Origin of the sequence: Longivirga aurantiaca, assembly GCF_042660085.1 — a bacterium.
GTDB classification, from domain to species: domain Bacteria; phylum Actinomycetota; class Actinomycetes; order S36-B12; family CAIYMF01; genus Longivirga; species Longivirga aurantiaca.
Genome location: NZ_JBHSTI010000005.1, coordinates 334 through 21,143, shown reverse-complemented (window position 1 = coordinate 21,143; position 20,810 = coordinate 334). Strand labels below are relative to the sequence as shown.

The window sequence follows — 20,810 nt, the reverse complement described above, 5'->3', positions numbered from 1 at the left end:
TAACCCTTCTCCGCGAACAGCCGCGACCCCTCACGGCACGCCCGCGCGATCGCCTTGCGCGTACGCAGCTCCTTGGCGGACTCCCCCTCGGATCCGGCGGAGTTCGTCCGCCCGCGGCGGCCGGCCGGGTCGGTCGCGTTGCGCGCTGTGGCACGGGTGACGGCCATGTCGATCAGGGCCCCGGCTCATCGGCGAGCACCGAGTCACCCAGGTAGCTCGACTCGAGCACCTGGGCGTTGCCGCGCAGCTCTTCGGCGGTACCTGACAGAACGACGTTGCCGTGCGCGAGCACGTATGCGCGGTCGACGACCTCGAGCGCCAGCGGCACGTGCTGCTCCACCAGCAGCACTGCGCAGCCTGTTCGGTCGGCGAGCTCGCGCACGGTGGCCAGAAGTCGCTCCACGATGATCGGTGCGAGACCGAGGCTCATCTCGTCCAGGAGCAGGACTTGTGGCTTGGACGCCAGCGCCCGTGCCATGGCGAGCATCTGCTGCTCGCCACCGGACAGCAGCCCTGCCTTGCGCTTGCGCAGCGGACGCAGGGCGGGGAACAACTCGTCCACCTCGTCACGCCGTGCCTGCTTGTCAGCCTTCGAGCCTCGCAGAGCAATGCGCAGATTCTCGTCCACGGTGAGCTCGTAGAAGAGGTTGCGCGACTCGGTCACGTGGGCCACGCCCTGCCTGGCGAGTCGGTGAGGGAACCGAGTCTGTGGCTGCTGCCCGAGCACGGTCACTGTGCCGGCCAACGGCCGGAGGATGCCCGAGATGGTCAGGAGCGTCGTGGTCTTCCCGGCCCCGTTCGGTCCGAGGAGCCCGACGACCTCGCCCGCCCTCACCTCGAGGGACAGGTCGCGCACGACTGCCGACCCTGCGTAGCCGGCAGCCACGCCCTCGAGCGTGATCATGCTTCCCCCTCGGTCGGGCCATGACTTGAACCCAGGTAGGCGGCGATCACTCGAGGGTCGTTTCGAACCTCGGCGGGAGTGCCGTGCGCGATGATGCGACCGAAGTCGAGCACGTAGACGTAGTCGCAGACGGTCATCATGAGACCCATGTCGTGGTCGATGAGGAACATCGTCACGCCCTCCTCGACGAGCCCGCGGAGTCGGGTGCTGAGCTCGGCCGACTCGACCGCGTCCAGGCCCGCGGCGGGTTCGTCGAGCAACAGCAGTTGCGGTCGGGCCGCGAGCGCCCGAGCCACACCCACCAGCTTGCGCTGACCGTGCGACAGCTCCTGCGGAAGCCTGTCCGCAAGGTGCTCGATTCCTGCGGTGGCCAGCGCCCAGCGCGCCTGGGAGGCGACCTTGTCGCCCTGGGAACGGCGTAGCAGGTCGGGGAGCAGTGTCCACCAGCGAGTGGTGTCGCACGCCACGAGCAGGTTGTCCCACACCGTCAGGTCCTCGAACAGCTCCAGCGACTGGAAGGTGCGCACAAGCCCACGGCGCGACCGAGGGTGCGGCTGCAGTCCGGTCACGTCCTCGCCGGCGAACGTCACCCTTCCGGACGACACCCGGGCGAAGCCGGTGATGGCGTCAATGAAGGTCGTCTTCCCCGCGCCGTTGGCGCCGATCAGTCCGACGATCGTGCCCGGTTCCACGCTGATGGTGACATCGTCGTTGGCGTTGATCCCCCCGTATGTGACGGTGAGTCCGCGAGTCTCAAGCAGGGCGGTCATGACGCGGCCCCCGTCACGACGTCGGCGGTCACCACGTTCGATGGGGGTCCGCCCGCCTTCCCACGCCGCCCCAGCAGGCCCTTGATCTGGGCGCCCGCCGTGCCGGCGATGCCGTCCGGGTTCATGACCACCGTGAGGACGAGACCGAGACCGCCGACGAGAAGCGTGAAGTTCGGGGAGAGCCCGAGCCACTGCTCGAGAGCGGTGAACACGAGACCGTTGGTCACCAGGAATCCTCCGATGACCGCGCCCCCGACGCTCGAGATCCCACCCATGTAGGCGAACGCCAGGAAGGAGAGGGACGCGAAGACGCCGAAGTACTCGGGCGTGACGACACCGAACCGGTAGGCGGAGAGTGCCCCACCGATGCCGGCGATGAATCCCGAGGCCGCGAAAGCGATGAGCTTGGTGTTGCGGACGGACACACCTGCCGCGGCGGCTGCGCGTTCGTTGATGCGAACCGCAAGCATCCGACGTCCCCAGGCTGAGTCCCGGATCGAGTAGGTCATCCAGCAGAGGAGCAGCACCGTGACGAGGACGAACATGCCGAAGACGGGGTTGGGGAGCTCGCTGTCACCGAAGGGCGCGGCGGAGCCCGGGCCGAACTCCCAGCCGAAGATGCTGGGTGCCGGTACCTCCGCACCGGCGCCCTGACGGGACCATGCGGCGTTCTGGAAGACGACGGCCGTGATCGCGACGGCGAACGCCAGAGTGACGATGGCGAGCTGGACCCCGCGCACCCGCAGCGCTGCGTATCCCACGAGCAGTCCGACGACCATCGCCCCGAGAGCACCTAGGATCGGACCTAGCGGAAATCCGATTCCGAACTTGGTGGCGAAGTTGGCCAAGATGAAGGCTGAGGCGCCGGCGAGCGACATCTGGGCCAAGGAGACCTGGCCGACGTAGCCGGTCAGCACCACGAACGACAGGCAGATTGCGATTCCGACCAGCGTATTGATCGTGGCGAGTCGCCAGGCGGAGTCAAGCACCAGGAAGGCCGCGATGCCGACGACGAGCCCGATCGCCAGCTTCCGCATCACATGCTTGCTCGGGGGTGCGAACGGAAGCCCCGCGCCGTCGAGAGATCCGCGACCCGTCACGCTCCGACGCTGCACCAGGAGTGCGACGACGATGACGATGAGGGGAACGCTCTCGGCGAGGCCCGGGAGAGGCAGGTTGTCAGCCTGAGGGAACCAGGGCTGGGCGGTCCAGTACTGCGCCATCGCCTGGAGCATGCCGATCGCGAGGCCGCCGCCGACGGCCCACGCGAACGAGACAAACCGACCGAGTACGGCGGCCGCCAACGCCGGGACGACGAGCAAGGTGGAGGTCGTGGGGTTCACCGTGCCTGCGATGGGTGTGGAGAGGACCGACATCAGTGCGATGACCACTCCCGCGAAGAGCCAGTTCCCCACGCCCACCACGAGCGGTGAGCGACCGATCAGCATCAGGTGCCGGCCGTCTTCCGCTGACGCCCGCGTCAGAAGGCCGAACAGGCTGAATCGGTACACCGCCCAGAGCGCCGTTCCCACGAGGACCACGGCGATTACGAGCGTCAGCTGCGCGGTCGAGATGAAGAGCCCACCCGGAAGCCTGATCGGCGTCTTCGGGAAAGTAGCCTTGACCGGGATAGGCCGCGCGCCATAGGCCAGGACCACGATCGCCTGGATGGTGAGGAGCAGTCCCACCGAGGCCACCAGCTTGGACACCGGGGAGGCCGATCGGAGCGGACCGAACACGGCGAAGTAGTAGACGGCGCTCATGAGTGCGGCTACGACCATCGCGCCCAGCATCGAGGGGACGAACGGCCACGGGTCACCGAGGTCGACACGCCAGGCGACGATGAGCAACTCGCCCTTGGCGTTCAGCGAGTTGAACACGTAGGCCGCGTACATCGCCATCGCACCGCTCGCGACATTGATGACGCCGGAACCGCGATAGACGACCACGACCCCCAGAGCCAGTGCGCCGATCAGTGCTCCGCTCCCGGCCCCCAGCAGGGCGCTCTGGATGGTGCCCTGGCCCGATGCCAGCAGCAGTGCGAGCACTGCAACGACCGCGACCGCCACGCCGAGAGGCCGACCGATGAACCGCGGACCTCGGCGCTGGGCGCTGGGGACGGTCGATTCCATGTTCATGGTCGTGATGCCCTTCGACGTGGCGGTCGACGTGCAGCCGTTGCGAGCCTGCCGGACTACTTCAGGGTGACTGCCTTGAACGGTTCGGAGATCTCCCACTCGGAGCCGTTGTAGATCGACACCGCTGCAGAGTCACCGCACAGACCGAGCTGTGCCGGGTCGGGGTAGCTGCCGCACTTGATGTTTCCAGGCACCAGGAACAGCGGTGCGGTGAGCTCCTTGATCGCAGCCTCGTACGCGGATCCGCTCAGACCGTCGACGCCGAGCTTGTTCGCCATCTGCGCGATCGCGAAGACATCGGCGAACGCCATCGGAGCGGCGGCGACGTTGGTGAACTCGCCCTTCCCGGTCTCCTGCATCACCGCGCGGTAGAGGCTCGCCTCAGGCGACGTGGCCGCGCGCTGGTTCTCGTTGAGGCCGAAGAACGTCCAGCCCACTGGGCCACCGCCCGTTGCGTCGGGGACCGGGTCTCCGTAGCAGCCGTAGGCCGTCAGGACCGGTGCCGTCGAACCCACCTCGGCGAGCGCGTTGTAGAAGTTCACGCACATGTCCGCACCGGAGGCGATGAGGACCACGACGTCCGAGCTGGCTGCGCCGGCCGCCTGCATGGCAGAGGTGTACTCGGGCGCGGTTGCAGTGTCGGACACATAGGCGACCTTGGGCGTGATGCCCGCTGCCTTCATGCCCGGGTCGAGCACCTGGCCCGCGACGTACTTCCCGCCGGCGTTGCCCGTCGACACGATCGCGGCGGTCTTCGCACCCTTGGCCTTGGCCGTGGCCGCGAACGCCTGAAGGATCGCGGCGCTACCCCCGTCGAGCTCGTACACGTGCGGCGTGGTGCTGTCGGCTACGCCGCCGGCTGCCGAGACCAGGACAGGGAACTTCCCGTTGACCGTCTTGTAGAAGGTCGCATTGCCGACGACCGACGTGCCGAGGATCGCGATCTTGACCTCGGGATCGGCGAGCAGCTGGGCGCCGCACTTCTGACCGTCCTCCTCCGTCTGCAGCACGCACTTGACCAGCTCGATCGGGTGCCCCGCGACGCCGCCGAGCTTCTCGTTGGCGAACTGCACCGCCGCCTCTGTCGCAGCCTCGTACTCGGGGAAGGCTGGCGTGCCGCCCTGCTGGTTGACGAAGCCGATCTTCACGGGCGACAGAGACGTGTCCGCAGCGCCAGCGGTTCCGCCGGTGTACTTCACGCCGAGATCGATCATGGCCTGGTCGATGCCGCCGGTGGCGGAGGCCGAGGCCGATGTCGAGTCGGCGGGCGCCGCACTCGTTGACGAGCCGGTGTCATCGGACTTGCTGCCACACGCCGTGAGAAGGAGGGCTGCCGAAGCCACCATCACTCCCGTCGCCAGGTGCTTGCCAGGAACGAACATCGACACTCCAAAGGGTCGGTGAGCAGGACGTGCGCGAAGCAGGACCTCGGGTCCCACCGCGCCGGAATGTAGTGGCCGTCACACACCCCGTCAACCGGGCGCTCGAAAGACTCAGGCGAATCGAGACCGTTTCGATGCGGTAGCTGAAGTCTCCAAAACCGATACCGTTCAAGCCATTGCAGGTCTGTCGGGCGCCCGGTAGTCTCCGGCTCCCACGTGGAGGGAGCGGCATGACCGGCCAGACGGCACTCGTCACAGGCGCGAATCGAGGAGTCGGCCGGGAACTCGTCTCCGAGCTTGTCCGGCGAGGCGCGCGCCGCGTCTACGCCACCGGACGCAGCCTCGCCGCGTTGGAGCCACTGGTGAGTGACTACCCGGAGAAGGTCGTGGCACTTCACCTCGACCTCCAGGACGCGACCTCGATCGTCGAGGCTGCCAGCGTCGCCACGGACGTAACTCTGCTGATCAACAACGCCGCGACACTCAGCACTGGATCCGCTCTGCTTAGCGATCGAGCGACCATGGTGTCGATGGTCATGACGAATACGTTCGGCACGCTGGATGTGATCCGAGCCTTCACACCCGTCCTGGAGTCGAACGGCGGCGGAGTCGTCGTGAACGTCATGTCCCTGCAGGCGTTCTCGGGCTCCAACGGATGGGACGGGTATTCCGCTTCCAAGGCGGCGCTGCAGTCCCTCACCCAATCGATGCGCCCCGCGCTGAAGCTTCTCGGCATTCGCATCAGCGGTGCCTACCCTGGCGGTGTCGACACGGACATGATCCGCGAGTTCGACACCCTGAAGTCGTCGGCACGAGGGGTGGCGGAAGGCATCCTCGACGGCATCGACGCTGGCGAGGAGGACATCTTCCCGGATGGCGTCTCGCGCTTCGTGGCGGAGCTCTGGCGCCGCGACCCGAAGCAGGTGGAGCGGCTGTTCGCGGATCCGGACGTGCTCGTGCCCATGCTGCAGGAAGCGCACGGTCGAGGAGACATCGTCCTGGCCTGACCCGACAACGCCGCCCCGAGCGTTGGATTCGTTCCGCTCGCGCGCTTGGTGCGCCAACGATGTACAGCCCGGCGCCCAACGCGGTGATTCGCGACGGCTTGCGGCTGGAGCCGAGGGCGACGACTACCCGACATGCCCCCGTCTTGGACTCCGCAGCGGCATTGGCCCGGTCGCTAGCGGTGACACAACGCGAGCGGCGCTCGCGGACGCTGCCCTAGGCCGGCCGACGAGGTGGGGCCTCCATCGCGCGAAGCCTCGGGATGACGTCCTCTGCCATCTGGTGCAGGAACCGGGCCTGGTCGTGGCCGGGGCCGTGGAACACGAGGTGGTTGAGGCCGGCGTCGATGTACGGCTTGATCATCGCCACGGTCTCGTCGGGGTCGCTGCTGACGATCCAGCGCTTCGCGACTTGCTCGATGGGGAGCTGGTCGGCCAGCCACTCCATCTCCTCGGCCGACGACACGTCGTGCTTCTGCTCGGCGGTGAGCGACAGCGGTGCCCAGAAGCGCGTGTTCTCGAGGGCCGACCACGCGTCGCGGTCGTAGGAGATCTTGATCTCGATCATGCGGTCGAGGTCGTCGACCGTGCGGCCGACCGAGGTCGCGCCCTCGTGCAGCGCCGGCATGAGCTGCTCGGTGTAGAGGTCCATGCCCTTGCCCGAGGTGCAGATGAAGCCGTCGCCGGCGCGGCCGGCGTACTTGGCCATCTGCGGCCCGCCCGCCGCGATGTAGATGGGGAGGGCCTCGGCCGGCTTGTCGTAGATCTTCGCGCCGACGGTCGTGTAGTGCTCGCCGCGGAAGTCGACGTGGCTCTCGGTCCAGAGCTGGCGCATGAGGTCGATCGCCTCGCGCAGGCGGGCCGAGCGCTCCTTGAACTCCGGCCACTCGCGGCCCGACACCGCGATCTCGTTGAGGGCCTCGCCCGTGCCGACGCCGAGCATGATGCGGTCGGGCGCCAGCAGCGCCATCGTCGCGAACGCCTGCGCGATGACCGCGGGGTTGTAGCGGAACGTCGGCGTCAGCACGCTCGTGCCGATGATCACCCGCTCGGTGCGCTCGGCCACGGCCGCCATCCACGCGAGGGCGAAGGGCGCGTGCCCGCCGGTCTCGCGCCAGGGCAGGAAGTGGTCGGAGGTCACGACGCTGTCGAGGCCCACCTGCTCGGCCAGGACGGCGAACTCGACGAGGTCGCGAGGGCCGAACTGCTCCGCGGACGCCTTGTAACCGAGCCGTAGAGCCATAGATTCTCCTTGAATCAGCGCAGCGTGCAGTCAGGGCTCAGCGCCCTGCAGCCGCGCGCGCCTCGGCGAGCGCGGTGGTGACGGCCTCGAGGAGCTGGTTCCACGACTGGACGAACTTGTCGACGCCCTCGTCCTCGAGCACCTGCAAGACGTCGTCGAGGTCGATCCCGGCGGCGGTCAGCGCGTCGAGCGCGGCGTGGGCCGCGGCGTACTCGGGCACCACGGTGTCGCCCTGCACCGCGCCGTGGTCGCGCACGGCGTCCAGGGTCGCCTCGGGCATCGTGTTGACGGTGTCGGCGGTGACGAGGTCGATGACGTAGCGGGTGTCGGAGTACGCCGGGTCCTTGACCCCGGTCGAGGCCCACAGCGGTCGCTGCACGTGCGCCCCGGCCGCGGCCAGCGCCGTCCACCGGTCCGAGGCGATCACCTGGGCGAACGCCTCGTGCGCGATGCGCGCGTTGGCGATGGCGGCGGTGCCGCACAGCGGGGAGTCGGGTCCGAGGCGCTTGTCGACCTCGGAGTCGACGCGGCTGACGAAGAACGACGCCACCGACTCGATGGTCGCGAGGTCGTGGCCGTTGGCCTGCGCCTTCTCCAGCCCGGCGAGCCAGGCGTCCAGCACACCCCGATAGCGCTCGACCGAGAAGATCAGCGTGATGTTGACGCTGATGCCGGCCGCGAGCACCTCGGTGATGGCGGGCAGGCCCTCGATGGTGGCGGGGATCTTCACCAGCAGGTTGGGACGGTCGACCGACCAGTGCAGCGCCTTGGCCTCGGCCACCGTGGCCTCGGTGTCGGCGGACAGCCGCGGGTCGACCTCGATGCTCACCCGGCCGTCGACACCGCCCGAGTGCTCGTACACCGGTGCCAGAACGTCGCAGGCCCAGCGCACGTCGTACGTCGTCATCGCCCGCACCGCCTCGCCCAGGTCGACGCCGCGGATCGCGAGGTCGTGCACTTGGTCGGCGTACGCCGCGGCGCCCGAGACGATCGCCTTCTCGAAGATGGACGGGTTCGTCGTCACACCGACGACGTGCGACCCCGCGACGAGGGCGGCCAGACCGCCGCCCGACAGGCGGCTGCGGTCGAGGTCGTCGAGCCAGATCGAGACTCCGGCGGCGGACAGGTCGGCAAGGTGGTCGGCAGACATGGCGTTGACGCTACTGACCGGGTGTACCTCGCTCCCTTTGAGCCCGGCGGTCAGCGGGCGATGACGCCATACGGCTCGTGCACCCGAGCGGCTGGTGAGCAGCCCGAACGCCGGACGCGGCGTTGTCCCGGTGAGTCGTTGAGGCTCAGTCGCGTCGACGACGAGGTACCGAGTCTCCCCGACCAACAACGCGCAGCGCCGATCGGCTGACGCGTCGATCCCGTCACCGCCAGCCACTCCTCTGGCTCCAAGGAGCGGACGGCCGTCATCATCCGATTCCGCATTCACAACAGGCACTTTCGCGCCCGAACCAGGCAGCACGTGATGTGACAACCCGGCACGACACGAACCCGGATCGTCAGCTGACCCCGCGCGGTCGCGGTGCACCATGCCGGCGACAGGAACCCAGCCGCGACGCTGACAGCGACGGTCGGCGACTCCGTCACGAGCAAGACCTGAACCACCGCACGCGCTGGCATCTGGATACCCCTCATTCCGGCGGGGTCGTCGTACGTCCGTCAGCGTGCTTCCCAGGAGCCGGGGAGCAGCACACGTTCGGCCGCCGAGAGCGCGTGCGCCGCCCGGGCAAGCAGCAGGAGCAGTTCAGCTGACAGGTCCAAGGCTTCGGCGTTGTCGACGAGGAAGACCACCGCGGCACGCGCCGACACCAAGCGCTCGGCCGGCCCGCCGGAGAGCGCGCCGTGGCCTACCTTCCCCGAGCTCGGAGCGCGCAGGATCGCGCTCATACGCTCTGTGGCGCCGATGACACCGAGGGACACGGCGTGGTCGCGCCAGTGCTGGCGCAGATCGGCCAGAAGGCCCACCAACGCGCACTCCAGCGCCGCCCGCGCGCGGCTTCCCCCATCGTCGACGTCGACCATCCTCACCTCCAGCTAGCCAGGGTCACAGTTGGCGAAGAAGCCCGGCGTCAGCGCCGCACCACCGGCTGTGGACGACACGCCGTGCTGAAGGGCTCGCCGGACCAGGGAGGCGCGTCCTCGATGCCGGGGGCTGGGGTCGGGGCCTTCAACGTGAGGGAGCCCAGTGACACGTGACGGAGTCGGTGACGGAGTCGGTGACGGACTCCACGACAGCCCGGGCACCAACCTCGGCGCCGTAACGGAGTCAATGACGGACTCCGTGACAGCGCTGGCACCGCCGTCAGCGCCGTGACGGAGTCGGAGGACGGCCCCCACCCGGTGACGGAGTCCGTGACGGAGTCGGTGACGGAGTCCATGACAGTCAGCGCGGCGGCGGCGGAGTCGCGTGACGGAGTCCCAGCAACCGACACCGCCAGGTAACGCAGCTGGCGACGCAGCCGTCTGCGTCCGACGCGTGTCGGTGCCCTTCGGTGCGCACCTTGTCGTGCCACCGCTGCCGCGGGGCAACGGACAGTCAGGAGATCCCCGTGAACCGCACCGAGATAGAGCAGCTCCCACCCCTGGTCGACCTGCCCACAGCCGCGCGCGTGCTGGGCATCGGACGCACCCTGGCCTACGAGCTCGTCAAAGCCGACCTGTGGCCCACCACGGTCCTGCGCGTCGGCAAGCTCATCCGGATCCCCACCGCTGCGTTGCTACGCCTCGTCGACGACTCGGACAGCGCCGGCGTGTCGTCCGCAGGCTCACCGCCCAGCGCTGGCGCAACCGTCGCCGGTCCGGTATCGCAGTAGCAGCACCGAGGGAGGACCAGTCATGCGCGGAACCGTTCGCAAGCGCTGCCAGTGCCCCGCCGTCTTCGACTCACGCGGCCGGCGCAAGGCCTGCTCCGAGAAGCACGGGTCCTGGGGCTACACCGTCGACCTCGGGCCGGGACCGAACCCGGACGGCGAGCACGTCGCGCGCCGTCAGCTCACCCGGTTCGGGTTCGCGACCAAGAAGGACGCGGAGAAGGCGCTCGCCGAGGTGATCGACGCCGGCTCCCGCGGCGTCGGCGTCGCGGTCAACAGCATCACCGTCGGGCAGTTCCTGCTCGACTGGCTGGCCGGCAAGGTCGCCGACGGCGTCCGGCCCACCACCGCCGCGACGTACACCGCGCACGTGCATCAGTACTTCATCCCCCGCATCGGGCACGTGCGCCTGCGCGACCTGAGCCCCCACGACGTCGAGAGCGCCCTGCGCTCCATCCAGGCCGACCGTCAGATGAAGCCAGCCACCCTGCGCCGCGTGCACGCCTCGCTCCGCTCGGCGCTGGGCTCGGCGGTGAAGTCGCGCCTGATCCCCACGAACCCGGCCGCGAACATCGACCTGCCGTCGGTGCCGCGTCCGCGCGTGCGCCCGTGGGAGCCCGAGGAGCTCGGCCGGTTCCTCGACCACGCCGACCACGACCCGCTCGGGCCCGCGTTCCAGCTCCTGGCCGCCACCGGTCTACGCCGCGGAGAGGCGGCCGGGCTGCGCTGGTCCGACGTCGACCTCGAACGCAACCGGCTCCACGTACGCCAGCAGGTCGTCACCCTCACCGCGCGCTTCTCCCGCCCGTGCGCGCAGTGCGGCGCCGACCACGGGCGCATCGCATTCGGGCGACCGAAGACCGCCAGCGGAGAGGACCGCGTCGTCGACCTCGACCCGCACACGGTCGGCGTGCTGCTCGCCCACCGCCTGCGCCAGGACGCCGCCCGCGCGCCGCTCGGCGACGCCTACAACGACCACGACCTCGTGTTCCCCCGGCCCGACGGCGTACCCCTGCACCCCGACCGGCTCTCCGACCGCTTCCAGGAACTCGCCGAAGAGATCGGGCTACGACGCATCCGACTGCACGACCTGCGCCACGGCCAGGCCTCGCTCATGCTCGCCGCCGGCGTCGACATCGTCGTGGTCAGCAAGCGGCTCGGACACTCCTCCGTGGCCATCACCTCGGACACCTACACCCACCTGCTGCCCGGCGTCGGAAGCGAAGCAGCTGCCAAGGCGTGGTCCCTCGTGCCGCGCGCAGACGACGCATCCCAGCGAGTCCGTGAGCAACATGTGAGCAACTCGCCCTCAGACGACGATCCCGAGGGTGACCCCGACAGCATCGCCGCAGGTCAGAGACTTGAAGATGGAGCCGCCTATCGGAATCGAACCGATGACCTACGCATTACGAGGGCGTCGCAGGCAGGCGTCACGCTTGCGCGGATGTACCAGAACAGCCCGATGCGAGCGCCAATGGGCCCTCTCGTGTCAACCCATGATCGTTGCTGGGGGACGAGACGGGGACGAGTGACCAGGATCGCGGCCCGTCCTGCTTTGGCTAAGCCCCGTGCGGCGGCTTCCTGGACCCAGCTCCCTTGTCGCCCGCCTTCGGGGGCGGATTGCTGGGCACGCCGCCCTTGCCAGTGACGGCGCCTCCCGTCACCTTCTTTCCCACTGGTCCGCTTCCGCCGACGTTAGGACTTGCTACCGCTTGGCTTGCTGGGAGGCGTTGCCTTGGGAGGAGGCGGGGTCTTCGGAACCCGACCATTGCCGAGGACCGAGCCTCTCTGCCCCTGATCGTCAGCCATCGACTGTCACGCTCCTCGCCTCGTCGCACTGGGCTTCGGAGGTGGCGGCGTCGAGGGCACCTTGCCTGACCCTGGCGCTTGACCCTTTGTCTCCTGCGCCGCCGGCAGCGCCTTCTGACTAGGCACGATCGTCACCAACCTCTGACGTCCCGTTATCGCCTTGAACCCGTAGCCACAGTATGTCTTCTCGGAGCGGCAGCAGCACACCGCCAGTTTGCGGAATCTCGCCCACGAAGTCCCCTGCCTCATCCACAAGCCACTCACTCGCCAGATAGATGCCGTGCGGCTCCGGGGATGTCAGCGCCATAGAACCATCTGAGAAGACGCCACCGATATACGAGCCATCACGGAACTTGGCAAGGACGAATCGCCCATTCGGGACACCTTCGGTGAGCCACCAATCCCACATCGTCGGAGGCGCGACCGGCTTGATCGCGCCGCGTAGGAATCGTCGGAGCCAGCCGAAGTTCGTATCGGCCGTCCTGAGTGGAAAGACCCAGTCGGTCAACCGCGCCGTCCCAAGACCCAACACCACTGGGAACGCGAGAACCGTAAGGAGGAGCCATGCCCCAAGTGAGACGGCGTAGTCATCCGGCGAGCGCCAATGCGGCAACACGACCATGACAGTGAGCGGGAACAGCACCACCTGGATCACGGCGCTAATTGCCAGTGCTTGAAGGATGGTCCGAAGGTCACCAGTCGGACCCCGCCATGTCCGCGACCTAGCCCAAATGGTCACTGTCAGAAAGCCGGGTACGACAGCCAACAGTGCGATCAATAACGCGACCCAGGAGTCAGGCATACGAATGATTCTGACGGGTGGGTCCGACGGCGGTGGCTCTGCGCTCGACGTGTCGCTCGGGAAGCGGCGTCCTCTCTATGCCGCCGGTCTATCCCGCCGGCAACGAGACCGGCCACTCTCAACTCCGAAATGACGACCCTGTGCGAAGAACGAGACCGCCGGTACATGGTCGCTGTTCTGCGCTGCCGCCGTCGAGGCCACGACAAGCGCCGCCGTAGCGGTGTCACAACGCCATTCTCAAGCCTCGGGCAGCTGCGGGAACCTCAATATGATCGGCGCATGACTTTCCCTTGGGTCGATACCGACCCCGACGCTGAGCGTGGCCACCGCCTGCTGGAGTGGATGGTGGAGCAGGCTGAGGGAATCCCATACCTCGCAGGCTTCTACGACAATGACCCCGAAAACACGCGTATCGCGTATCAGGACGTGTCACGCCTGACTGCGGCAGGCTTGATCCGTGACCACAGCGGGATGGGTGGGCTACCAGGAATGGCTGCAGAGGTCACGCCGGAGGGTCGTTCCGCCGTGACTCGCCGCCACCTACAACGCAGTGACGTCCTCGGCCGCCGCGCTGCCGTCCGACGCGGCATCCTCCGATGGCTTGCAGAATCGGACGCCACGGAGGAAAGCGGGCAGTTCGCGAACTGGGGTGATTGGAGCCTTAGCAGGCTATCCCGCTTCTACGGAGATCCGTTCACCGTCGAAGAATCGGATCGTGCGGCAGGGTGGCTTGCACGAACGCAGTTGATAGACGGTCCGCGCTCGAACGGCAACAACGGGCCTATTCGACCGCGGCTCACCGACGCTGGCCTAGTCTGCGTGGAGCAGTACGACTCGGACCCCGACGCGTACGTGAGCTCGCGGGAAGCAGTGACGTTGCAGCAAATCACCTGGAACGTCAGCGGCCAACAGGTGCAGGTGGCAACGGGCGACAACGCGCGACAGGTCATGAACGTGGACGTGACCAGTGAGCAACTCGTCTTGGCGATGAGTGGCCTGGTCAAGATCCTTGGCCGCTTCGAGCTGGCGGGTGACTCAGAAGAGGGGCAGCAGCTCGTGGCCGCCGCCGAGGCCGACCTGCAGTCGGCCCGCCCCGACGGTGGCGCCGCACGGAAGTTCCTCTCTTGGGTTCGCGGTCGTCTTGCTCTCGCCACCGATGCAGCAATTACTGCCGCCGTTACCGCTCAAGTTACCGCTATCGACCAAGACCTCAGCCACCTCGTCGAGGCCATCGCTTCGGCGAGCAACGGGTAGCTTGGGAACTAAGGCCGGCAAGTTCCCAAGCTGACAGTGCGGGTTCGATTCCCGTCACCCGCTCCCCACAGATTCCATGTCCTGTAGGGGTTCCGGGAATTTCACCCAACAGCCTCTTGCCCTCTGCTGGCCTTGTTTGGCCCCTTGTGGCCATGGCTTAGCCCAAGGGGAGCCCACGCGGTCCACGCGCGGGCGAACGGCTGACGCTCCTGGGTATTGGTCGGTGGCGGCGTGCAGGACGCGGGTGGGCATGTGATTGGCGGTGCCGGGCGCGTGACCGGGGTCGTGGCTTCGAGCCCGTCACCAGAACCTGATGCCGCGGGGGACAGGGATGGGCTTGCGCGCAGTGTCTCGATGCACGTGGCGTCCTTCGCCACCGGTCCCAGGGCCGTCGGACCGGCCTCGGTGAACCTCCCTGGGTTTGATGGAGCCTCCAAGCAACCCAGGGTGGTTCAACACCGTCGGATCCGAGGCGACCGCACCGAAGAGTGTCGGCTGGGCACGCAGGGCCGCGACATCCGCGAGACAGTCCCCGCCCAGGGCCAACGCGACCGCGAGATCAAGGATCACCTTGCCCGGGTCGTGGACCGCCCGCGGTACCCGCCACGGAGCCAACCCCGCTGACAGCGCCCGATCCAGGCCGGTCGCCCGAGCTGTGGCCAGCAACAGCGACCCACCCGCGGAGGAGATCAGCGACTCGTTCGACGGGTCCATGATGACCGGGACGACCCGGCGGCTATTCTTCACCTACGGAGTGCCTTCCTCGCTGGGAACTTGCTGACCTTGACAATCAGTAGTTTCCCAACCAGGACAGGCACTTCCGTGCTTTCAAGACCCGTGTCACGCCACCAGATCAGACCCCGCGCGAAAGATCGAGGCTAGTCGCCGCTGGTGGCCTCGGAGTCCCACGACGTGCTCGTGCCCGCCGACCGCAGCTCGAACTTCTCCACCTTCTCCGTCGGCGTCTTCGGGAGGGCCGGAACGAACGCGTAGTAGCGGGGAACGAGGTAGCGGGGACCACGTTCGGCCAGATCGCGGTGGAGGGTCTCGGCCGTGAGTCCGCTGCCCTGGCGCGCAACGACCCACACCTGCACGTCCTCCTCGGTCAGGTCGCTGGGCACACCGACCGCGGCGACCTCGACCACGTCCGGGTGGGATCCGACGAGCTCTTCGACCTCGAAGGCGGAGATGTTCTCGCCTCGACGGCGGATAGAGTCCGTCAGACGACCGTGGAAGGCCAGATAGCCGTCACCATCGAGCAGCCCGAGGTCGCCCGTACGCAGCCACCCGTCCACGATCGCCTTCTCGGTCGCTGCGGGGTCCCCGAAGTACCCGTTCATCATCAGACCCGGCTCCCGGGAGCGCATGAGGATCTCGCCCACGCCCTCGGGGTCGCCGTGCCGTCGCGCGGCGGTGTCGATGCGCACCTCGTACTCGGGGATCACGCGCCCGGCGAACCCCGGCCGCTGCGAGCCGTCGATGGGGTCGTAGGCGGGAAGTCCTCCATCGGTCAGCCCGTAGACCTGGAACAGCGGGAACCCGAACCGGTGCTCGAACTCGGCCTTCCACTCGGGGATCGGCACGCCCCAGGCGAGCCGGACCCGATGGTCGCTGTCGCGCGGGTCGGGGTCGCGCTTCCACAGGATCGTCAGCGTGGCGCCCATGAAGTTGAAGACGGTGGCGTCCATGGCCCGCACCTCGTCCCAGAACCGTGAGGCGCTGAACCGCAGCCCGATCGCCGCGGTCGCTCGGGCCACCAGGGCGGCCGACACCGTGAGGGTCGCCGCGTCTATGTGGAAGAGAGGGAAGGGGCTGTAGAGGACGTCGTCGGACGTCAGCCCAAGGTACGTCACGTGCAGCTGGCCGGCCCGGACCAGGTAGCGGTTGGACAGGGCGCACGCCTTCGACGCGCCCGTGGTGCCCGAGGTGAACAGAAGGGTGGCCGTGGCCAGGTCGTCGACCTGCTCCGCCTCGTCCACCGGTGCCCCCGGCAGCGAGCCGACGGCACTCGAGGGGATCACACGCGCGGGCAACTCATGGGTCCCGATGCCGCGCTGGACGTCTGCCAGGTACTGGTCGTCGGCCAGCACCCACGATGCCTTCGAGACCCTGAGGTTGTGCGCCAGCCGTGCGTCGGTGAACGCGGTGTTGAGCGCTGCATGCAGGGCACCCAGTGCATTCAGGGCGAACCAGATCACGATCTGATCGGCGCTGTTGTCCATTACGACTGCCACGGAGTCCCCGCGCCGGATCCCGGCCTCCCGGAGCTGCCCGGCGCGCACCCGCACGCGGGTCCACGTCTCGGCGTAGGTGAGCTCCTCGCCCATGGTTCGGATGAACACCCTGTCCGGGGAGTCCTCCGCTGCCGTACGGAGCTGCGAGGACAGGGTCAGGGTCACGTCGGCAGTCCCACGCCGCCGCCCTCAAGACCGAAGAGCCGCTCGGCGTTGCGCGAGAGCAGCGCCTCCAGCGCCGCGTCCGGCAGACCGGAGTCCCGCCATTCCTGCACGGCCCGGCTCGGGCTGATCATCGGCCAATCGCTCCCGTAGAGCACCTGATCCCGAAGGACGTTAGCCATCATGGCGAACTGGACATCCCAACCCGTGCCAGGCCTCGCGACGTACTTGGGTGCGATGGCGCCGTACTCGAGGAAGACCGTCGGATGGCGCCGCGCAACAGCCGCGAACTCGGTCACCCAGGGCCAGCCCGCGTGGCAGGCGATGAGCCGCAGGTCGGGAAAGTCGCAGGCGACCTGATCGAGGTTCTCCGCGCGCTCGTGCTTGATCGGGTGCAGGCGGCTGTAGTTGATCCCCGTGTGGACGGCGACGACGAGGCCGATCTCCTCCGCCCTGGAGTAGAGCGGGTAGAGACGGCGGTCGTCGATGTCGAGGCCGAAGAATGCAGGCTGGAACGACACCCCCAGCAGCCCGAGGTCCTGCGCGCGCGCGGCCTGCGCCGCGATCGCGGTCGGCGATGACAGGGTCACGTCGACGCAGCCCACGCCCAAGAACCGGTCGGGGTGCTCGTCGAGCACGGAGCGCAGAGCGGTGTTGAGCGCATCGGCGTCCTCGCCCCCTTCGGACTCGGCATGCATCACGGCGCGGCTGATGCCGACGGCGTCCATCTCCTTCAGCAGGCCGGACAGCGTGCCGCCGTTCATCTTGTCGGTCAGCCCGAGGACGCGGTCGTACTGCTCCGTCTGCCGGGCCGGAGCCGAGTAGCTCGCACTGGTCCGTCGGTCCTGCGGGAGTCGGACGCGCGCATCGGTGATGTTCAACCTAGGTCCTCCATCGTGTCGGGTGAGGCGTACGGCTCGCAGCGAAGTAGGTGCGGCGTCTGCACGGGGCCCAGCTCCGCCTCGTCCATCACCGGCGCACCGACGAGGCGGCAGCCAAAGTCGACGAACTGCATCTGCACGGCCCGCATCGGCAGGCGGCCGGCCTGGCGGTACCAGTTCGCGACGCCGTTGCACATCTCAAGGATCGCCAGCCGGGTGAGCCGAGGGTCGGCGACATCGAAGAGACCGGCTCGGGCGCCGGCATCGATCACGGCACCCAGCTGCGACTCGTAGCTGTCCCGCAGCACCAGCAGCGATGCGCGGTTGGCAGGCCCCAAGGAACGGAACGCCTGATCCGTCACACGGGAGGACAGCGGGTTGAGGGCCGAGAGCCCGACATGGGCCCGGATCAGCCGCCCGAGCTGCACCTGCGGGTCGTCGCTGTGACGGAGGGCCTCGTCGGTCGAGCGGAGGAGCTCGTCGAGGCAGCTCTGCATGACGGCGACGAGCAGCCCCTCATTGCCGTTCGCGTAGTGGTATAGCGTCGCGGAGTTCAGGCCGACCTCACGCGCGATCTCACGGATACCCGTCGCGGCGTAACCCTGTCGCGCGAACAGCAGCACCGCGGCCCGGAGCACGTCGTCGGACTTCATCCCGCCGTGCCTCCTCCCGCCCAGACCCCTCACCAGCAATCAATCAATCGATTGATCGGATGATAACGCCCGAGACGCAGCGCCGGCGCCCGAAGCGCCGCGGGACGACACGTCGACCCGTCGGGCTCGCTCCGCTCCTGAGCGCAGAGGCGGAAGCACCCGGGTGGAGGGCCCGACGCAGCTCGGCCTCCGCACGCGGCATCGCCTGGCGACGGCCTCGTTCGGGTGAGCCGAGAACAGCGGGACAGGAAGCCCGACGAACGACGACGGCCCCGACCTCGAGACGGGTTCACGCGGTCCTCGCAACACCTCGATTTGAGGAGTTGCGAGGACCGTGGCGTTTCCGGAGGGGCTCGAGGATACGAGAAGGTGCCGTGTGGCGACACGGCCTTCCTTCTCGTTCGCCTGTTTGTCTGGACCGACTCGTACAAGTCCGGCCAGGAGTACACCCAAGAGTCGCTTGAAGTCGCCACTGGATGGCATCGAGTCGTGGTTTCGACGGCACTCGTGGACAGTTGGGGCCGGTGGGCGGCAGCAGAGCTTCGAGGACGCTCGCAACAGCTGCCGCTCATGAAGAGTTGACATGACGAGTCTCCTCGACACCCCAGTCCATCCTCTGAATGACCTGTTCTGGCCGACCTTGAGGGACGTCGACCAGTGTTCTGCTGCAGTGCTGGTCAGGCCGCCAGGCACGGTGGCCGCGGCTGGCACATGGCCGGATGCCGTAGTCGACGTGCTGACCGTGTCCACCGAGTGGTTGGAGCCTTCCCCTCGCCGTGACGGCCCACCCGGGACTTCGAGCGAGGCGAGGTGCGTCGAGAGCACGTACGACGCGGTCCTGGCCACCGAGACCGCGACAAGCCCCGCGGGCAGGGAGCCGGTCCCTTACGTCGCGAAGGCCCTGCGGGGCAACGGCGGCATGCCCGCCACCCTGGAGCTCATGGGGGCGGTCCTCGAGGCGTGACCCGCCGGGGCCTCAGCGCCGAGGACGGCGCCCCCGAGCGACCGAGCAGCGTCGGCTCGCCCACCCGGCTCCTTGGCCATGATCGCCCTCACGATCACCGTGCGGCCTGCGCAACTGGGTTGGGCGACGGGTGGGCGGCTCGACGGAGGGCCGTCGGGCTCACGGCTCCGACAGGTTGCGGGCGCGGCCCGCCTCCTGGCACAGGGCGCCCCAGAGCAGGGCGAGGTCGTGGCCGTGGCCGTCGTCGTCCTCCGGGTGCCACTGGATTCCGAAGGCCCACTTGTCCGGGTGCTCCACCGCCTCCACCACGCCGTCCACCGACCTCGCGGCCAGACGCAGCTCGGGAGCGACGACGTCGACGGCCTGGTGGTGCGCCGCCCGCACGGTCCACTCCCGGTGGCCCAACAGCTCGGCGAGCCTGGTCCCCGGCTCGACGACCACGTGCTCGTCGACGAAGAGATCGTCCGCACTGGCCCCGCGGTGCAGGTGCTGAGAATCGTCGAGATGCGGGACCAGCGTGCCCCCCAGCGCCACGTTGAGGAGCTGGGCGCCCCGGCACACGGCGAGGACGGGCACCTCGGCGCCCAGGGCCTCCCTCAGAACCGCGATGGTGAACCGGTCCGCACGCTCGTCCACGCCGAACTCGTGCGGCACCGGGCCGGGCACGCCGTAGAGCTCCGAGTCGACGTCGCCGCCGCCCAGCACCAGAACGCCGTCGCCGAGGCACTCGCGCGGCTCCGGGAGCTCCCCCGAGGTGTCGACCAGGCGCCAGTCCCCGTCGCGCTCAGCGAGCGCGGTCAGCGCCGAGCGGATCGACTTCCGCATGAGGTCCGCGGTGTGGGCCGTCATCTCGGGGAAGTTAAGTGACACGTGCACGTTGACCACGGGGCCGGTTCGCGCCCCCTCGTCCTCCGGCATGACGTCCTCAGGTGTCAGGTAGCGCGGCACGACCACGGTGGTCCCTTCACGAGGTGCTGTCGGCGAGAGGCGAGGGTGGGGATGCCGCGCTCTCGCGATGTGCCCGAGCGACGGGTACGTCGAGCATCCTGGATGGGGGCCAGAGCCAGGAGCGGCACGTTCGATCCTCCGGCGGAACGCGCGTACTAGATGATCTCGAGGTACCTCTCGGTCTCCCAGTCGGTGACGTGCTTGGCGAACTGCGAGATCTCCCAGTCCCGCGTCTCCGCGTAGTGCGTCACGAACTGCTCGCCGAGGAGGCCTCGCACCACCTCGGACGCGCGCAGTTCCGCCGTGGCCGCCGCCAGCGTGTTGGGCAGGGGCGGGGCTACCTCGACGGGAGCCACGAAGGCGTTCCCCGTCAGCGGCTCGGGCGGAGTCAGCTGGCCCCGCACCCCATGGAGCCCTGCGGCGATGTTCGCGGCGAGCACCAGGTAGGGGTTGGCGTCCGCGCCGGCCAAGCGGTTCTCGATGCGCGCCGGCGGCCCGTCGGACGGGATCGCTCGCATCGCCACCGTGCGATTGTCCTTGCCCCACGTGGCCGCGGATCCGACCCAGGCTCCGCCTTCCGTTCGCTTGTAGGAGTTCACGGTCGGCAGGAAGAAGGCCGTCAGCGCGGGAGCGAGCTCGAGAAGGCCCGCCACATACGACTTGCCTACCGCCGAGAGCGAGGTGGGGTCGTCCGGGTTGGCGAAGGCCGGCTTCCCGTCGAGCGTCGTCAGGCTCTGGTGGACATGGCCGGACGATCCCGCCCACTCGGGTCGGACCTTCGCCATGAAGCTCGCAGTGTGGCCGTGCTTGGCCGCGATCTCCTTCACGGCATGCTTGAGGATG

General features: G+C 68.4%; 17 protein-coding genes and 1 pseudogene. 4 read left to right on the top strand and 14 right to left on the bottom strand.

From position 1 onward, the window contains the following. Positions 1-172: 172 nt before the first annotated feature. The 4 genes from ACFQGU_RS03705 to ACFQGU_RS03690 all read right to left on the bottom strand — a co-directional run bounded on the left by ACFQGU_RS03705 (position 173) and on the right by ACFQGU_RS03690 (position 5,026). Positions 173-904 carry an ABC transporter ATP-binding protein gene (locus ACFQGU_RS03705; protein WP_386764015.1) on the bottom strand — a complete coding sequence of 244 codons (732 nt, stop codon included), beginning with the start codon at positions 902-904 and terminating at the stop codon, positions 173-175. Then, positions 901-1,674, bottom strand: a complete 774-nt coding sequence (locus ACFQGU_RS03700; protein ID WP_386764014.1) for an ABC transporter ATP-binding protein — start codon at positions 1,672-1,674, stop codon at positions 901-903. Before ACFQGU_RS03700 ends, ACFQGU_RS03705 begins: the two co-directional genes overlap by 4 nt. Continuing rightward, positions 1,671-3,806 (bottom strand): ABC transporter permease, encoded by a 2,136-nt coding sequence (locus tag ACFQGU_RS03695; RefSeq protein WP_386764013.1) that lies wholly within the window; start codon positions 3,804-3,806, stop codon positions 1,671-1,673. Before ACFQGU_RS03695 ends, ACFQGU_RS03700 begins: the two co-directional genes overlap by 4 nt. A gap of 62 nt (positions 3,807-3,868) precedes the next feature. Then, positions 3,869-5,026, bottom strand: a complete 1,158-nt coding sequence (locus ACFQGU_RS03690; protein ID WP_386764012.1) for a hypothetical protein — start codon at positions 5,024-5,026, stop codon at positions 3,869-3,871. 398 nt (positions 5,027-5,424) lie between these two features. On the opposite strand from ACFQGU_RS03690, the gene ACFQGU_RS03685 reads away from it, so the two are divergent. After that, on the top strand, positions 5,425-6,201 hold the full coding sequence (locus ACFQGU_RS03685) for an SDR family NAD(P)-dependent oxidoreductase (RefSeq protein ID WP_386764011.1): 777 nt from the start codon (positions 5,425-5,427) through the stop codon (positions 6,199-6,201). Positions 6,202-6,415: 214 nt separating this feature from the next. Here ACFQGU_RS03685 and fgd read toward each other — a convergent pair whose 3' ends face one another. The 3 genes from fgd to ACFQGU_RS03670 all read right to left on the bottom strand — a co-directional run bounded on the left by fgd (position 6,416) and on the right by ACFQGU_RS03670 (position 9,472). Next, on the bottom strand, positions 6,416-7,441 hold the full coding sequence (gene fgd / locus ACFQGU_RS03680) for a glucose-6-phosphate dehydrogenase (coenzyme-F420) (RefSeq protein ID WP_386764010.1): 1,026 nt from the start codon (positions 7,439-7,441) through the stop codon (positions 6,416-6,418). A gap of 37 nt (positions 7,442-7,478) precedes the next feature. Next, positions 7,479-8,591: a transaldolase gene (gene tal, locus ACFQGU_RS03675; protein ID WP_386764009.1), complete on the bottom strand. Its 1,113-nt coding sequence runs from the start codon at positions 8,589-8,591 to the stop codon at positions 7,479-7,481. Between the two features lie 518 nt (positions 8,592-9,109). Next, positions 9,110-9,472, bottom strand: a complete 363-nt coding sequence (locus ACFQGU_RS03670; RefSeq protein WP_386764008.1) for a hypothetical protein — start codon at positions 9,470-9,472, stop codon at positions 9,110-9,112. Between the two features lie 527 nt (positions 9,473-9,999). On the opposite strand from ACFQGU_RS03670, the gene ACFQGU_RS03665 reads away from it, so the two are divergent. Both ACFQGU_RS03665 and ACFQGU_RS03660 read left to right on the top strand, forming a co-directional pair. After that, positions 10,000-10,263: a DNA-binding protein gene (locus ACFQGU_RS03665; protein ID WP_386764007.1), complete on the top strand. Its 264-nt coding sequence runs from the start codon at positions 10,000-10,002 to the stop codon at positions 10,261-10,263. Positions 10,264-10,285: 22 nt separating this feature from the next. Beyond that, positions 10,286-11,908: a tyrosine-type recombinase/integrase gene (locus ACFQGU_RS03660; protein WP_386764006.1), complete on the top strand. Its 1,623-nt coding sequence runs from the start codon at positions 10,286-10,288 to the stop codon at positions 11,906-11,908. 279 nt (positions 11,909-12,187) lie between these two features. On the opposite strand, the gene ACFQGU_RS03655 is transcribed toward ACFQGU_RS03660, so the two are convergent. Beyond that, positions 12,188-12,871: a DUF6338 family protein gene (locus ACFQGU_RS03655; RefSeq protein ID WP_386764005.1), complete on the bottom strand. Its 684-nt coding sequence runs from the start codon at positions 12,869-12,871 to the stop codon at positions 12,188-12,190. 279 nt (positions 12,872-13,150) lie between these two features. Between ACFQGU_RS03655 and ACFQGU_RS03650 the strand changes: the two genes are divergently transcribed. Beyond that, positions 13,151-14,125, top strand: a complete 975-nt coding sequence (locus ACFQGU_RS03650; RefSeq protein WP_386764004.1) for a hypothetical protein — start codon at positions 13,151-13,153, stop codon at positions 14,123-14,125. 456 nt (positions 14,126-14,581) lie between these two features. On the opposite strand, the pseudogene ACFQGU_RS03645 reads toward ACFQGU_RS03650, so the two are convergent. The 6 genes and pseudogenes from ACFQGU_RS03645 to ACFQGU_RS03620 all read right to left on the bottom strand — a co-directional run. Next, positions 14,582-14,839 (bottom strand): annotated as a pseudogene (locus tag ACFQGU_RS03645) (transposase); the annotation flags it as partial. A 164-nt stretch (positions 14,840-15,003) separates the two neighbouring features. Further along, entirely contained in the window at positions 15,004-16,524 is a 1,521-nt protein-coding gene (locus ACFQGU_RS03640) for an AMP-binding protein (RefSeq protein WP_386764003.1), read from the bottom strand. Then, on the bottom strand, positions 16,521-17,402 hold the full coding sequence (locus ACFQGU_RS03635) for an amidohydrolase family protein (RefSeq protein ID WP_386764002.1): 882 nt from the start codon (positions 17,400-17,402) through the stop codon (positions 16,521-16,523). Before ACFQGU_RS03635 ends, ACFQGU_RS03640 begins: the two co-directional genes overlap by 4 nt. Continuing rightward, positions 17,399-18,025: a TetR/AcrR family transcriptional regulator gene (locus ACFQGU_RS03630; protein WP_386764001.1), complete on the bottom strand. Its 627-nt coding sequence runs from the start codon at positions 18,023-18,025 to the stop codon at positions 17,399-17,401. Before ACFQGU_RS03630 ends, ACFQGU_RS03635 begins: the two co-directional genes overlap by 4 nt. 1,153 nt (positions 18,026-19,178) lie before the next feature. Further along, positions 19,179-19,937, bottom strand: coding sequence for a gamma-glutamyl-gamma-aminobutyrate hydrolase family protein (locus tag ACFQGU_RS03625; protein ID WP_386764000.1), 759 nt, complete (start codon positions 19,935-19,937; stop codon positions 19,179-19,181). Positions 19,938-20,122: 185 nt separating this feature from the next. Continuing rightward, positions 20,123-20,810: glutamine synthetase family protein (locus tag ACFQGU_RS03620; protein WP_386763999.1), on the bottom strand; the 688-nt coding region annotated here is incomplete at its 5' end.

Excerpts from the sequence above, each read along its gene's own strand:
- ACFQGU_RS03705 (WP_386764015.1), bottom strand. The coding sequence starts at position 904 with ATGATCACGCTCGAGGGCGTGGCTGCCGGCTACGCAGGGTCGGCAGTC.
- ACFQGU_RS03700 (WP_386764014.1), bottom strand. The coding sequence starts at position 1,674 with ATGACCGCCCTGCTTGAGACTCGCGGACTCACCGTCACATACGGGGGG.
- ACFQGU_RS03695 (WP_386764013.1), bottom strand. The coding sequence starts at position 3,806 with ATGGAATCGACCGTCCCCAGCGCCCAGCGCCGAGGTCCGCGGTTCATC.
- ACFQGU_RS03690 (WP_386764012.1), bottom strand. The coding sequence starts at position 5,026 with ATGATCGATCTCGGCGTGAAGTACACCGGCGGAACCGCTGGCGCTGCG.
- ACFQGU_RS03685 (WP_386764011.1), top strand. The coding sequence starts at position 5,425 with ATGACCGGCCAGACGGCACTCGTCACAGGCGCGAATCGAGGAGTCGGC.
- fgd (WP_386764010.1), bottom strand. The coding sequence starts at position 7,441 with ATGGCTCTACGGCTCGGTTACAAGGCGTCCGCGGAGCAGTTCGGCCCT.
- tal (WP_386764009.1), bottom strand. The coding sequence starts at position 8,591 with ATGTCTGCCGACCACCTTGCCGACCTGTCCGCCGCCGGAGTCTCGATC.
- ACFQGU_RS03670 (WP_386764008.1), bottom strand. The coding sequence starts at position 9,472 with ATGGTCGACGTCGACGATGGGGGAAGCCGCGCGCGGGCGGCGCTGGAG.
- ACFQGU_RS03660 (WP_386764006.1), top strand. The coding sequence starts at position 10,286 with ATGCGCGGAACCGTTCGCAAGCGCTGCCAGTGCCCCGCCGTCTTCGAC.
- ACFQGU_RS03655 (WP_386764005.1), bottom strand. The coding sequence starts at position 12,871 with ATGCCTGACTCCTGGGTCGCGTTATTGATCGCACTGTTGGCTGTCGTA.
- ACFQGU_RS03650 (WP_386764004.1), top strand. The coding sequence starts at position 13,151 with ATGACTTTCCCTTGGGTCGATACCGACCCCGACGCTGAGCGTGGCCAC.
- ACFQGU_RS03625 (WP_386764000.1), bottom strand. The coding sequence starts at position 19,937 with ATGCCGGAGGACGAGGGGGCGCGAACCGGCCCCGTGGTCAACGTGCAC.